Annotated in this window: 11 protein-coding genes; 6 read left to right on the top strand and 5 right to left on the bottom strand. The window is 40.7% G+C overall.

Annotation, left to right across the window (positions count from 1 at the left end; genetic code table 11):
* Positions 1 to 138: 138 nt before the first annotated feature.
* Entirely contained in the window at positions 139 to 933 is a 795-nt protein-coding gene (locus ACRYKC_RS14070) for an SDR family NAD(P)-dependent oxidoreductase (protein ID WP_433807402.1), read from the bottom strand.
* Positions 934 to 939: 6 nt separating this feature from the next.
* Positions 940 to 1,905 carry an MBL fold metallo-hydrolase gene (locus ACRYKC_RS14065; protein ID WP_433807400.1) on the bottom strand — a complete coding sequence of 322 codons (966 nt, stop codon included), beginning with the start codon at positions 1,903 to 1,905 and terminating at the stop codon, positions 940 to 942.
* Between the two features lie 231 nt (positions 1,906 to 2,136).
* On the opposite strand from ACRYKC_RS14065, the gene ACRYKC_RS14060 reads away from it, so the two are divergent.
* A complete protein-coding gene (locus ACRYKC_RS14060; protein ID WP_433807398.1) occupies positions 2,137 to 3,666 on the top strand; it encodes an AbgT family transporter in 1,530 nt (509 codons plus the stop codon).
* Between the two features lie 112 nt (positions 3,667 to 3,778).
* Here ACRYKC_RS14060 and ACRYKC_RS14055 read toward each other — a convergent pair whose 3' ends face one another.
* Positions 3,779 to 5,395, bottom strand: a complete 1,617-nt coding sequence (locus ACRYKC_RS14055; RefSeq protein WP_433807396.1) for a M20/M25/M40 family metallo-hydrolase — start codon at positions 5,393 to 5,395, stop codon at positions 3,779 to 3,781.
* Between the two features lie 71 nt (positions 5,396 to 5,466).
* Here ACRYKC_RS14055 and ACRYKC_RS14050 point away from each other — a divergent pair, with 71 nt between their 5' ends.
* The 5 genes from ACRYKC_RS14050 (at position 5,467) to ACRYKC_RS14030 (ending at position 10,826) form a co-directional block, all read left to right on the top strand.
* On the top strand, positions 5,467 to 6,207 hold the full coding sequence (locus ACRYKC_RS14050; RefSeq protein WP_433807394.1) for a glycerophosphodiester phosphodiesterase: 741 nt from the start codon (positions 5,467 to 5,469) through the stop codon (positions 6,205 to 6,207).
* A 26-nt stretch (positions 6,208 to 6,233) separates the two neighbouring features.
* Complete coding sequence (locus tag ACRYKC_RS14045) at positions 6,234 to 7,388, top strand: glycosyltransferase family 2 protein (protein ID WP_433807392.1); 1,155 nt, start codon at positions 6,234 to 6,236, stop codon at positions 7,386 to 7,388.
* Between the two features lie 2 nt (positions 7,389 to 7,390).
* Positions 7,391 to 8,407: an NADPH dehydrogenase NamA gene (gene namA, locus ACRYKC_RS14040; RefSeq protein ID WP_433807390.1), complete on the top strand. Its 1,017-nt coding sequence runs from the start codon at positions 7,391 to 7,393 to the stop codon at positions 8,405 to 8,407.
* 116 nt (positions 8,408 to 8,523) lie between these two features.
* The gene (gene rnz, locus ACRYKC_RS14035; protein ID WP_433807388.1) at positions 8,524 to 9,447 is read left to right on the top strand and encodes a ribonuclease Z; all 924 of its coding nucleotides are present in this window, start codon (positions 8,524 to 8,526) and stop codon (positions 9,445 to 9,447) included.
* Positions 9,448 to 9,464: 17 nt separating this feature from the next.
* Positions 9,465 to 10,826, top strand: a complete 1,362-nt coding sequence (locus tag ACRYKC_RS14030) for an aldehyde dehydrogenase (RefSeq protein WP_433807386.1) — start codon at positions 9,465 to 9,467, stop codon at positions 10,824 to 10,826.
* Positions 10,827 to 10,986: 160 nt separating this feature from the next.
* On the opposite strand, the gene ACRYKC_RS14025 is transcribed toward ACRYKC_RS14030, so the two are convergent.
* Both ACRYKC_RS14025 and ACRYKC_RS14020 read right to left on the bottom strand, forming a co-directional pair.
* Positions 10,987 to 13,212, bottom strand: a complete 2,226-nt coding sequence (locus ACRYKC_RS14025; protein ID WP_433807384.1) for an ABC transporter permease — start codon at positions 13,210 to 13,212, stop codon at positions 10,987 to 10,989.
* Between the two features lie 26 nt (positions 13,213 to 13,238).
* On the bottom strand, positions 13,239 to 13,949 hold the full coding sequence (locus ACRYKC_RS14020) for an ABC transporter ATP-binding protein (RefSeq protein WP_433807476.1): 711 nt from the start codon (positions 13,947 to 13,949) through the stop codon (positions 13,239 to 13,241).
* Positions 13,950 to 14,017: the final 68 nt, after the last annotated feature.

The following is a 14,017-nucleotide window of genomic DNA, read 5'->3' as shown; positions in this document are numbered from 1 at the left end:
TGTAAAGGAAGGGAATTTTAGAACTAACCGATTGCTCAGAATGACCGTTAAGAACATCCGTTAAATGGTCTAAACACCTCTTTTCCTTGCTTAGTTTCCATTAGCGTAGATCGAATTTCCCACAGCCCTTTTGCTCACTCATTTTTTATTAAATTGTCTCTGCATTACTTTTTCCATAAGTTCAGGCGCTAAGGAATAGAATTTACTTCCTGAGTCCATCCATGCCGGCAGATTAATTTCCCTCTGTCTTGTAAATAAAGAATTAATCACTTTGTGAGCTACGCGGTTAGGATCCAACATAATTCGGTCCATTGCCTTTTCGTAATTTCCAGATGGATCGGCTTGCTGAAAAAAATTGGTTCGAACAGGTCCAAGATTAACTGAAGTCACGTAGATCCCTTTTTTCTCCACCTCCATCCGTAAAGCATTGGTAAACCCTAAAACAGCATGCTTTGTGGCGGAGTAAACAGCTGATTTCGGTGTGGCCATTTTCCCGGACTGAGAAGCAATATTGACAATGTGGCCTTTCCCCTGCTGCAAAAAGTGGGGAAGCAGCTGATGTGTTGTCCGGAATAATGATTTGACGTTGATGGACAGCATCCTGTCAATATCCTGCCATTTAGCATCTGCTACAAGATCGAATACCGCCATTCCTGCATTATTAATGAGAGCATCTACAGATCCATGATCATAACAAATTCGGTCGATGACATCCTTCCATTCAGCATCATTCGAAAGGTCTGCTTCATACCAATAGCACGTGACACCAAAAGTATGTTTTATTTTCTCAGAGATGATTGCCAGGCGGTCTGTGGACCTTGCAACGAGTATTGGCACCCCACCTTGCTGTGCAGCATGGATCGCTAGATATTGACCGATTCCACTTGATGCTCCTGTAATTAAAATCTTTTTTCCATTTAATCGTTCATTCATTAAGCATCACCTGTTTACATAATATAATTTTCGTTTACCTTCATAATAATAGAGTAATTTTCTCTGATGTTCTAAATAGTCCAACTGACCCATCGTTTCCGACATGGTTAAACCAAATTGGGTTTCTATGTGTTTAGGAAAAAGTTGTTTACATACATCATATGCACTTAAAGACTTGTCCCCAAACATATTCAGTACTTTCTGTGCACGTTCTTCTTGCTTTTTCAATCGACTGCAGATCAACGCATGGGCACCTTCAAAAGTCTTTCCATGCCCAGGATAAACGATTCCGATTTTCATATCCAATAACTTTTCCATTGACGCCCGGTATTGCAGCAAGGGGCGTGGGCGCTCCTCATCTTCACAGAAAGCCGGCTCCAACAACGGATTAGACGATATGTGAGCAAGCAAGTGATCTCCACCAATAAAAGCTCCATCCGCCTTTCGATAAAAAGATATGTGACTTTGTGCATGACCTGGTGTTTCGACCGTGACCCACTCTTCATGCCCTGGAATTGTATCTCCCTCCTCAAGTTCAATGTCCAACGATCCTTTAGCTATCCATTTCAATGGTTTTTTTAAAGAATTTAATATTGTAAAATACTTCTCTGGAACGCCAGCTTCCACGTACATTTCATGGAAAAACAACTCATACCTAGTAAAAAACGTTTCATCTCGCTCGATCCATGGTCGAAGTTTTCGGTGAGCAGCAACACTATTTATGTTTGGTAAAATTTCCACAAGGCCCATATGGTCCGGATGGTGATGAGTTAAAACTACTTGTTCAATATCTTCGGGTGTGTATCCGTAATCATCTAGTTGATGCACAAGCATTTCCCAGGCTGCTTCGGTTTTCACACCAGCATCCACCAACGTCAGCCGGTCACCTTTCAATAAGTACGAGTGTACATCTCCCACGGCATAAGGCGTGGGCAAAGTAAGTTGAATAACCGTATCCTTCATTGTTTTCATAGTAAAGTCCTCCACACTGAATGATCATTCATTTATTTAATTGTAGCATGGTTTTTCTGGAAATCCTATCCGATGTATCAATCCTCGTAAATTTAAATCTTTTCTAAATTATCTTCCTAGTGGGACTTTTTCCAAAAGACTTTAAAACTAATTCCTAATTTTATATACTTTAACGCGTTATTGTAAAATTGATAGAAATATAGAAAACCTTGAATTGCAAGGAGGAAAAACATGGAACATCAAGAAAAGAGAGGCTTGACGATGCGGGCTCTTGACTGGATTGAGAGAGTCGGAAACAAACTGCCGCATCCGGTTACGCTTTTCGCAATATTTGCCTTACTCGTTATCGTAGCATCTTGGGTATTTTCCTCGTTAGGTGTCGAAGTTGAAGACCCTGCTAGCGGTGAAACACTCCAAGTAGTAAACCTTCTTTCAAGTGAGGGAATCAAATATATTTTTGAGAGTATGGTTGAGAACTTTGTTGGGTTCGCCCCATTAGGAACGGTTCTTGTAACTATGCTTGGTATCGGAATTGCTGAACGTTCAGGATTAATTAGTGCCATGCTCCGCGGCCTGGTGACATCCGTACCTCGTTCATTCATGACTGCTGCACTTGTATTTGGAGGAATTATGTCAAGCATGGCTGCAGACGCTGGTTATGTCGTATTGACCCCACTTGGAGCAGTTCTATTCGCTGGGCTTGGACGCCATCCGCTAGCTGGTTTGGCTGCAGCCTTTGCGGGTGTATCCGCTGGTTTCAGCGCGAACTTGCTGCTAACTTCATTGGATCCGCTTCTGGGCGACTTGACTAAACAAGCTGCTGCAACGATTGATCCTGCTTATGCTGAAACCATAAAATACACGATGAACTATTATTTCATGATCGTCTCTGTATTTGTACTAACGATTGTCGGTACTCTAATCACCGATAAACTGGTTGAACCAAGACTTGGCACTTATAAAGGAGATGTTGATGAGGAAGTCAACTATCTGACTAAGCTTGAGAAAAAAGGAATGTGGGGCGCGTTAATCGCCTTCATCCTTACGCTTGGACTATTGTCACTATTAATTCTCCCTTCCTGGGGGCCGTTACGAGACCCAGAGGACTTCTTGAACTCCCCATTCTTCCATAGTCTGGTACCGGTTATTTTGATCATGTTCTTTATACCGGGTTATGTTTATGGGAAGATTACGAAGGAAATCAAGGATGACAAGGATGTAGCCAACCAGATGTCTGACACGATGGCATCTATGGGAATCTATATTGTACTTGCGTTTACTGCAGGACAGTTTGTCGCTTATTTCAATCATACGAATCTTGGGAAAGTGATCGCCGTGTCTGGTGCGGAGTTTCTGGATTCGATCGGATTTACTGGCATTGGCCTTATTATCGCCTTTATTTTCGTCGCAGCTTTCATCAATTTATTTATCGGAAGCTCTTCAGCAAAATGGGCAATTATGGCGCCAGTATTCGTACCGCTTATGATGCAGCTTGGATACTCTCCGGAGTTAACAACATTGGCGTATCGAATTGCTGACTCAACGACTAATATCATTTCACCACTCATGCCTTACTTTGCAATCGTTATTGCATTTGCTCAAAAATACGACCGTAAAGTTGGTATCGGGACATTAATTTCAACTATGCTTCCGTACTCTATCGGCTTTTTCGTTGTATGGGTAATCATGCTATTGATTTGGATGCTTACCGGAGCACCGATTGGGCCAGACGCTGGCTTCTTCTATGAACCAAATTCATAAATGTAAAATTGTCCGGGAAGCTCCCGGACAATTTTTTTAGCAATAGATTTAAAAAAACCTGCTAACCATTGTTTCATTAAAGGAAAAGGTCCATCATGAGAGTTCACATTGCCTACATTTCAAAGAAGTAATCAATCGTTTTAGTTAAAATTTTAGGCAGATGCTCAAAGCTATAGGTTAATTCAAGTCTCTCCGTCCATTGATGTGGATCTCTGCCGACGGGGCCGATATTGATAATCGGCATGGCAAGGGTTTCCATTACTTTAGTCGGCAGCTCGAATCCATTTCCCTGAAGCGGCATTTGCTTAAGCAAATCATCAATCGGGGACTTTGCTGATACGGGGCCGATAAAACTGAGATCTGATAAGCCTGGAAAGTACTCAACCTCTTCCAAATCCACATTATACTGTTGTTTTGCATAATCCATTGCTACTTTAGCTATTTCTTGAATCATCGGATCGTGATGAGAGGATACAGCTGGATAAAATGGAGGACTATAAAACAACACAATCATCGGACTGATGTCTTTACAAAGACTTGCTAAGCTTTGAACAAGTGTTGTAGAGAAGTCCCTATCTCCTTGGTCACGTTGATAAATCAGTCGATTCTGTCTTCGAGCCACCTCTTTCTCTCCATATCGTTTAACCGCCTCTTTGTACAATTGTTCGTAAGTGAAGATTCGAATGTCAGGAGAGTAAGTTGACGTTTGAGTCCCTTTTAAATAAAAAGAAGCCTGATGATGATAATGGTTAATAATTTTCGCCCGGGCGCGCTGAGCTGCATTTAACAGTTTTTCATTCAGTTCATCAATGGTTTGCTTCATATATAGGACGTTGTACATGGCAACGGCAGCTTGCGGAGTCTGCACAGAATATTCAAATTTTAAATCACGTTGCATCAAACTGCTTGGAGGAGGAGTTCTCTCATCATTCACTTGTTCGATAAAAGCTTCGTTCAGCTCCATTTCCTGTGCGAGATAACTCACCATTAAATTCGCATTAAGTCCGGAAAATGGTTCACCTGCGTGGGTCTCTTTTCCATAACATAAAAAACCTGGGAGAGTTTTGCCGATTGAACCTGTATATAAGTAATATGCAGGGTCACCAGGATACTTACTGAACATCGGCTCCCCGTTGAAAGCTGCCTTATAAGTGAGTTCGTGCTTATCTTTAATTTCTGATAGCGCAGGGAGAGCTGCGAGCATACCTTCAGAGTTTACTTCCTCATCCGGAACCGCTACGAGAAGCAAGTTTCCATCGAATTGACCTTCCATCGCTTTTTCAAGAAGTGATAGATGAATCGTAAGCCCAGCTTTCATATCCATTGTCCCTCTGCCGAAAAGCCAGTCTCCAGTTAAAAGATCCTTTGATGCTCCTCTTGGCAAATCGTCAATATTCTTATGAAGTTCCTGAGTAAGTTCTTTTGGATAAAAAGCCAGGTTCTCATAAGATCCATAATCCTCCACTCCGACTACATCTGCGTGGGCAATTAGCACGATAGTATCTTTTTTCGAATCCTTTTTCACTAATGCAGTCAATAGCTGCCGCCCATCCTCAAGAGGATAGAGATTCAAGTGTTCGGGGTGTTTTTTATAATAATTGCAGTCTTCTAAAATATAATATAAGTATTCCATGATCGCTATCTCAGCGTTACTGCCAGTAATACTAGGATATTCTACTAGCGAACATAATAAATCAGTCAGTTGATCTTTTGTCTGCCATTGACCCATGAGCCACACTCCTTATTGACTTTTTCTGTATTATCTAACACAATCAAACTCAAGTCCATATGGATTAAGAGGTGAATGTTTTGGGAAAAACTCTGATCTACGCCCACAGAGGCGCAAGCAAGCTGGCACCAGAAAATACAATGAACGCTTTTAAACTAGCTGCATCAGCAGGAGCCGAAGGAATTGAAACCGATGTTCAACTCACCAAAGATCAAGTCCCCGTACTTATTCATGATGAAAACTTAAGAAGAACTACAAATGGCACAGGATTTGTACAAGATTATACATACTCTGAACTGCGTCTTCTTGATGCCGGCAGCTGGTTTAATCCTAAGTTTTCTGATTCTTCTATTGTATCACTGGACGAATTTCTAGTGTGGTTTAGAGATCAGGGTATGTTTCTAAATGCAGAACTTAAAACGAACGTCATAGAGTATAAAGATATAGAAGCTATCGTATATGAATCTTTAAAAAGTAAGGGCGTTCTTGATCGTACTGTCATTTCCAGCTTCAATTCAAATAGCATTACTAGATTAAAAGACATCAACCCTTCCATCAAGACTGCATTTCTCACATCAACAAAAATAAGAAACCTCCCTGATTATGCAAAATCCATGGGGGCAGACGGCCTTCATGTCAAACATCGCCTGCTTGATAAAAAGCTCGTTAAAAAGTGCCGAAGAGAAAGACTGGATTTACGCATTTATACAGTAAATCGGCCATCCATGATGAAAAAGTGTTTCAAGCTCGAAATCGATGGACTGATTACCGATGTCCCTCATCAAGCCATAGAATATAGATCTTTATCATAAATAAACGGAGTAAAGGATAATCTTTTATGTTTTGGCTGTTATTCATTCTATCCATTTTTTGGTTCATTATCCTCCTTGATTTTATTAGAGGCTTTCGTAAAATCACTTCCATCGAAAATGTATTACCTGAACGTTCCAGCGAGGTTATATCTGTGATCCTAGCCGCAAAAGATGAAGAAGCTTCGATTCAACAAACGATAGAGTCCTTAGTCAATCAAAAGCAGGTGGAATTAGAAATTATCGCGGTTAATGATCGTTCTAATGACGATACAGGAACGATTCTTCAAAAACTTTCGAATAAATACAATCAAATGAATTGTATTCATATTGAAAGCTTACCGGAGGGATGGCTCGGAAAGACCCATGCCCTTTGGCAAGGAGCCAAAATCACGTCAGGGAACTATCTCCTTTTTACAGGTGCAGATATTCATTTTTCTCCTGACATAATTTCTAAGGCCATCACCTATATGAAAAAAGAAAAAGCGGATCACCTTACGGCTGCACCAAACCTTGAAGCCCAATCCGTCCCTTTAAAAGGGTTGATTTCCTTCTTCCTTTTTGGATTCGGATACCTTAAAAGACCCTGGACAGCAAACAATACGAAAAACAAAGGTGGAATGGGGATCGGTGCCTTCCAATTGATGACTAGAGAATGTTACCAAAGTGTAGGTGGTCATTACAGTATTCGGTTACGTCCAGATGACGACCTTGCTCTTGGGATGAGAGTAAAGAAAAGTGGGTATAACCAGCGACTTGTTACAGCTCTTAAAAGCCTATCCGTAGAATGGTATCCCAGTTTAGCTGCTGCTCTCAGGGGTTTTGAAAAAAATGCTTTTGCTGGATTAAATTATTCAATTCTGAGGGCTTTGACCGCCATGGCAGGGGTCATTATTTCGCAAGTCCTTCCCTTTTTGTTTCTCTTCAGTTCTTTTCCAAAAGTACAAATAATTAGCGCAGTGAACGTCATTTTGTTATTTTATTTATATGCTTTAACTACAAAATACCTTACTACCTACTCAAGATGGATAATTGTTGGATTACCCTTCTTCATTTTGTTATTTATCTATATGTTAGGAAGGGCCCTGATCCTTACTTGGGTTCGCGGAGGGATTATGTGGAGAGGTAGTCACTACTCTCTAAAAGAGCTGAAGCAGAACTTTAAAGACACCGAGGAGGACTGAACTTGAAACATAAACTCTTTTCACCTTATACAATTAAGAACATAACTTTAAAGAATCGCATTGTCATGTCGCCAATGTGCATGTACTCCTCCCATGAACAGGATGGCCATATTCAACCTTTCCATTTTGCTCATTATGAAAGCCGTGCAGCTGGACAGGTGGGCCTTATTATGACTGAAGCCACTTCTGTGCTTCCTGAGGGGCGTATTTCCCATGAGGACCTTGGTATCTGGGAGGATTCTCACGTGGAGGGTCTACTTAAAGTAACAGACGCTATTCATCGTCACGATGCAAAAGCGGCCATTCAATTAGTCCATGCTGGTCGGAAAGCAAATTTGCGTGATGAGATATTTGCCCCAAGTGCCCTTGCCTTTAATGAAGTATCTAAGGTCCCAACGGAAATGTCGGAAAGAGACATTTCTCAAACTGTCACTGCATTTAAGCATGCAGCGGAACGATCTAAACAAGCAGGATTCGATATCATCGAATTACATGCAGCTCATGGCTATCTTATCAATCAATTTCTATCCCCGTTGACCAACAAACGAAACGATAATTATGGGGGTTCCAGAGAAAACCGCTATCGATTCTTAAGGGAAACCATTGAAGCTGTATATGAAGTATGGGAGGGACCTTTGTTTGTCCGTATCTCAGGAGCGGAGTACAATGATGATGGGAATTCCATAGATGATTTCGTATATTTTGCACAAGAGATGAAAGCTCAAGGTGTAGATTTGATTGATGTAAGCTCTGGTGGTGTTGTACCCGCCGCAATTGAACCCTACCCCGGGTATCAAGTCAAATACGCAGAGCAAATCAAAGAAAGAGTTAATATTGCTACAGGAGCAGTAGGACTGATCACCAGCGGAAATCAAGCTGAAGAAATTTTACAAAATGATCGGGCAGATTTAGTATTTCTTGCTCGGGCTTTATTAAGAAATCCTTATTGGCCTAAGCAAGCTGCCGATGAACTTGGCTATGAACTGGAAGGACCAAGACAATACACAAGAGCCTGGTAATTGATAGGACCAATACATTAAAGATGAACTGTCGAGAAGAACTCGGCAGTTTTTTCTTATGAAGTGCCTTCAAAGCTGTCTGATGGTATGATGGGAATATTAGGAGGTTGTTCTTAATGGAACTGTTTTTTTTAGGCACTGGATCCGGTGTCCCTTCCAAAGAACGCAATGTTTCCTCCCTTGTACTCCGTATGCTGGAAGAGCGAGGTACAACATGGGTATTTGATTGCGGAGAAGGGACACAGCACCAAATATTAAATACAACAATTAGACCAAGACGAATCGAAGTTATTTTTATCACTCATTTACATGGGGATCACATTTATGGACTGCCCGGTTTGCTCAGCAGCCGGTCCTTTCAAGGTGGAGAATCACCCGTAACGGTTTATGGACCAAGAGGTTTGAAAGAATATATTGATATCAGCCTGCGGTTGAGCGGCACTCATTTACGATATCCTCTCTATGTGGAAGAAGTTGAAGAAGGTCTTCTCTTTGAAGATGAACAGTTCATTGTAGAGGCGGTTTCATTGAAACACGGCCTTGAAAGTTATGGATATATTCTTAAGGAAAAAGATAAACTTGGGGAGCTTCAACCTGAAAAATTGAAAGCGCTTGGAATTAAGCCAGGACCCATTTATCAAAAAATTAAAAATCAATCTCAAACTCGGCTTTCCGATGGACGAGTGATTCAGCGTGATGAAGTCATCGGACCTCCTAAAAAGGGACGAAAAATAGCCATTCTCGGAGATACACGCTACATATCAGCTTTAAAAGAACCTATATATGGAGCTGATGTTCTTGTCCATGAAGGTACTTTCGCAAGTGATGAAACGCAAATGGCTTACGATTATTACCACTCGACCGTCAAGCAGGCAGCTACGCTTGCAAAGGATGCAGAGGTAAAGGAATTAATTCTCACTCATATCTCATCAAGATATCAAGGAGAATCCATAAGACAACTAGAAGAAGAAGCTCGTGAAGTATTTGAAAACACAAAGATCGCACATGACTTTTTTCAATACCAAATTAAGCGCAACTAATTAAGGAGGTAAACATTGTGAATACTATCGTCCAGCAGCAAAAGGAATGGTTCAAGGAAGGTCATACTAGAAGCTATGAATTTAGAAAGGAGCAGTTGAAACGCCTTAAAAAAATGTTGACAACTTTTGAAAAACCGATCATCAATGCCCTTAAATTCGATCTTAATAAATCTGAATTCGAAGCTTACGTTGCGGAGATCGCCTTTCTTAAAACAGAAATTGATCACCATCTTAAGCATTTGAAACAATGGATGGCACCAAAAAAAGTAAAGACCCCTCTCACCCATACCGGCTCAAAGAATTATATTCAAAAAGAACCCTATGGAACGGTGCTTGTCATTGCTCCCTGGAACTATCCTATTCAATTAGCGCTCGCTCCTGTCATTGGAGCTCTAGCTGCTGGAAATACCGTAATTATCAAACCTTCTGAATTGACACCAACAGTTTCATGGGTACTCAAGAAAATGGTCGAACAGTACTTCTCTCCACACTATCTAGCTGTAATTGAAGGGGATAAAGAGGTGACCCAGGATTTGCTGGACCAGCCCCTCGATTACGTATTCTTTACAGGCAGTGTCCCAGTAGGAAAAATTATTATGGAAAAAGCGAGTAAACGACTGATCCCTGTTACCTTAGAGTTAGGCGGAAAGAGTCCTGCGATCGTTCATAAGGATGCCAATATAGATTTAGCGGCCAAACGAATCGTTTGGGGAAAATATACAAACGCCGGCCAGACATGTATTGCGCCTGACTATTTATTCGTGCACCACGAGGTTAAAGCCTCGTTGATAAAAAAAATGAAAGAATACATTCATCAATTTTATGGAGAATCTCCATTGGAGAACTCTGATTACGTAAAAATCGTTAACCGTCAACATTTCGATCGCGTTTCTGCTTACTTGGAAGATGGAACCGTCGTAGTTGGTGGAGGTCTGGATGAGAAAAAACTGATGATTGAACCAACCATCCTTGATCAAGTGTCCTGGTCAGACCCTGTCATGAAAGATGAGATTTTCGGTCCTATACTTCCCGTCCTTACCTATGACACCTTACATGAGGTCACCGAGCAAGTGAATCAACGTCCTAAGCCGCTTGCCCTGTATTACTTTGGGGAAAACGAACAAGACCAAAAGGAAATTACACAATCGATTTCTTATGGTGGGGGCTGTATCAATGACACCCTCTATCATATCATCAATCCCCATCTGCCATTCGGAGGTGTTGGGGAAAGCGGAATAGGAAGCTACCATGGAGAATCAAGCTTTTATACATTTACCCATGAGAAAAGTATTACTAAGCAAACAACAAAATTCGATCAGAACTTTCGTTACCCTGGCTCCTCCTTCGGACTTGCCATCATAAAAAGAGTCATTGGCTAAAGAACAAAAGTACAAATGCATCGAGGGAATGTAAGACAAGCAATGGAGTATAAATAGCTTTTTATAAACAAAGTCTCAGACACCACCATTAGTTTTCCAAACAAATCATTTACTAGACAATTAAGTAAGTCCCTATCACGAAAATGTGATAGGGACTTATTTAATCCTGTTGTTTTTTTAAGGCCTCTTGCAAAGACACTTGCTTCAGTTTACGTTTTGAAAAATATAGTGAAATCCAGTAGGTCAGAATAATGACTCCAAATCCTATTACCACCATCCACCATGTAATGTCCGTAGGCAATAAAAACCCCGTCTCTTCAACTAAGCTGTTCATGGTCTGCTCGAGGGCTAGACCACCAAGAGGAATGGATAGAAAATAAGAAATTAAAACAACTGGTGTGTAAATACTCAAAATGAGCCTTGAAACCTCTTTATCTTGGTACCCCATTACTTTGAATAAGGATATTGAAGGAGAGTTTTCTTCCACTATTAAATTGGTCAGTAATGTAAGTACTATGACACCGATCAAGATAGCAATGACGGACATTGCAATTACGGAATACCTCGTTGCACCTGAAGTCGATTCAAAACTTTCGATCACTTTCTGCTTATCTTCGATCATGAACACATTTTCACTTTCTTTCGGGGCTTTATCCTGCCACACGGCTGTATAGCTTCCTTGAGGAAATCCTAAAAATTCGTTTACCCTTTCTTTAGGCAAATACATACTGCTTCCAATGAATACATCAGCGATACCAGCAATTTCTGTCTCCATTTCTTTTTCATTTAGAGCGTTCGTTAAAACTAAACGGTCGCCTGACTCGACATTAAATACAGCTGCCAGCGGTTGAGAGATGATAGCCCCATCAGTCAATTGGCCATTTAGGAGCATTCCCTCATGATTAGAAAGCTGAAGCTGTTCGGTCTCTGGGACGATCCCATAAAGATTTATTTTCTCTTCTTTGTCCTCTTTAACAACCGTAACTTCATTCATTGTAAAAGGGCTGCCCTCTTCACTGGGCTGATCTGTTTGCAGAGCATTAAAGTGTACCGCATATTCATACGTTTGGATCTCTTTATAAGTTGTTTCTACTAAACGGTCCATCGAGTTAAAGGTGATTAAACCAAATAACAAAAGCACGGTTGAAAACATAACACCAAGGAAGATGTATAAGCTTCTCGCCTTGCTTCTTGCCATTAGGCGCAATTTAAATCTTCTGAAGAACCCTCCCTTAATAAACCATGGGATTCTCTCTATCCAGGACTTCTTACCGGTCGCTATTTCTTTGGGTCGAAGCAATGTCAATGGGTCTGTACTGAGTGAACGTGTGATAACAAGAGCGGTTAAGGTTAGAATAAGAGTAATAGGAATCAAGAAACCGATCACCAGTACCCAGGGATCAAAATCGAACATGGAAATCTGAGGCAAGTTAAAATAATTCGCATATAGGTTGGAAAGTGGAATGGATAATCCTCCCCCAGCAAGTATACCCAGTATCGTCCCTGTTAGGCCCGTTACCCAAGCATAACCTAAATAATGGCGCATCAATTCACCCTTTCGATATCCAAGGGCCATCAGCGTACCAATTTCTTTTCGTTGCATATCCATGCGTCTCTTTAACAGCATAAGTACCATTACTACAGAAAGGGCAAGGATGAATAAAGGAAGTGTAGTAATCATCGTCTTAGCGCCTTCAATTTCGCTCTCGACAAATTGGATTCTCGCATTTTCCTCACGACTGATGAACTTAAGAAGAGAAGTTTGTTTATTAATTCCCTTTCGAAGCCCTTCAGGTACTTTCCCGTCAGAGCTTATTCCAAGAACTTGAGATTGTTGGGATCCTTCCATTTCACCTAGCGTTTCTTTTGTAGACACTCCTATACCAAACTTCTCTGCATCGCTAAGGATATCTGTTTGCCGCTCAACCATATAAATGTAGTCCGGAAGATACACAAATCCTGATACCTCCGCATTCACTCCGTTAAGCTTAATTCGATCACCGATCTCATACCCATTCTTCTGAGCAAAAACTTTGGACAATGCTATCTCACCAAGCTGGTTTGGCATCGTGCCAGAGGAAATATAAGGGAGATTTACTTGATCGGTCGGTTCAAACAAACGAAGCGTCTTATCCCCATTGATCCTGACATCCTGATAGCTTCGCTTCTCTAGTGTTACTGTATAGTTTTCTTCCCATGTTTTTAATTGGGATTCAGATACATTCTCTCCCGTAACAAAATGAAAGGTCTCTTGTTTATACTTTTTTGAAAAGTGTTCATTACGTTCTTCCAGCGTACTAATTGCCATTGATAAAGATACATAAAGCATGACAGCTAACAATAAAAGAGTAATAACTCCTGCATATTGAAACTTCTTATCTTTCATTGTTCTTGATATGGATTTTCTGAGGATCATGCCCACGTCACCTGCTCTGGTTCGATCGGAAATTCATTATCATAAGTCTCCACAATTTCTCCACTGCTCATTTTAATAACACTATGAGCCATTTCTCCGATCCCCTGATTGTGGGTAATGATTAACACTGTTGTTCCATATGTTTCATTGACAAACTTGAGAAGGCTCAGGATTTTCTTTCCAGTATCTTCATCCAAGGCTCCTGTCGGTTCATCACATAATAAAAATTCCGGATTTTTAATTAAAGCTCTTGCAATCGCAACCCTTTGTTGCTCTCCACCACTTAGCTGGTATGGAAACTTATCTTTCTTGTCAAACATTCCTACTTTTTCTAATGTATCCTTCATGTCAAGCGGATTTTTGCTCAATTCACGTCCAACCTCAATGTTCTCTTCTACCGTCAAAGTTGGAATTAAATTATACTGCTGAAAAATAAATCCTGCATAATTTCTTCTGAATTCAGTAAGGGCGGAGTCTTTCATAGAGGATAATTCCTGACTTGATACTTGGATCGTACCAGATTCAAAGCGGTCAATTCCTCCAATTACATTCAGTAATGTTGACTTACCTGAGCCAGATGGTCCTAGTATGGTGACAAATTTATGGTCAGACACCTTTAGTGATGCATTTCTAAGTGCATGAATCGTTACCTCTCCACTAACATAAGTTTTGTTCACATCATTAACGATAATAGCCAATGAAATCATCTCCATTTGTAAGTTATGAAATAAAACAATTAATATATTTCATTTTAAGTTTACACCACCTCTTTATT

The organism is Halobacillus sp. A1-3, assembly GCF_050971765.1.
In the GTDB taxonomy this organism is placed as follows: Bacteria; Bacillota; Bacilli; order Bacillales; family Halobacillaceae; genus Halobacillus; species Halobacillus mangrovi_B.
This window is presented reverse-complemented; position numbering and strand designations above follow the sequence as displayed.

What these genes read in the sequence shown, in the direction of transcription:
- ACRYKC_RS14025 (WP_433807384.1), bottom strand. Translation starts at nt 13,212, where the DNA reads ATGAAAGATAAGAAGTTTCAATATGCAGGAGTTATTACTCTTTTATTG.
- ACRYKC_RS14045 (WP_433807392.1), top strand. Translation starts at nt 6,234, where the DNA reads ATGTTTTGGCTGTTATTCATTCTATCCATTTTTTGGTTCATTATCCTC.
- ACRYKC_RS14055 (WP_433807396.1), bottom strand. Translation starts at nt 5,395, where the DNA reads ATGGGTCAATGGCAGACAAAAGATCAACTGACTGATTTATTATGTTCG.
- ACRYKC_RS14020 (WP_433807476.1), bottom strand. Translation starts at nt 13,949, where the DNA reads ATGATTTCATTGGCTATTATCGTTAATGATGTGAACAAAACTTATGTT.
- rnz (WP_433807388.1), top strand. Translation starts at nt 8,524, where the DNA reads ATGGAACTGTTTTTTTTAGGCACTGGATCCGGTGTCCCTTCCAAAGAA.
- ACRYKC_RS14060 (WP_433807398.1), top strand. Translation starts at nt 2,137, where the DNA reads ATGGAACATCAAGAAAAGAGAGGCTTGACGATGCGGGCTCTTGACTGG.
- ACRYKC_RS14065 (WP_433807400.1), bottom strand. Translation starts at nt 1,905, where the DNA reads ATGAAAACAATGAAGGATACGGTTATTCAACTTACTTTGCCCACGCCT.
- ACRYKC_RS14070 (WP_433807402.1), bottom strand. Translation starts at nt 933, where the DNA reads ATGAATGAACGATTAAATGGAAAAAAGATTTTAATTACAGGAGCATCA.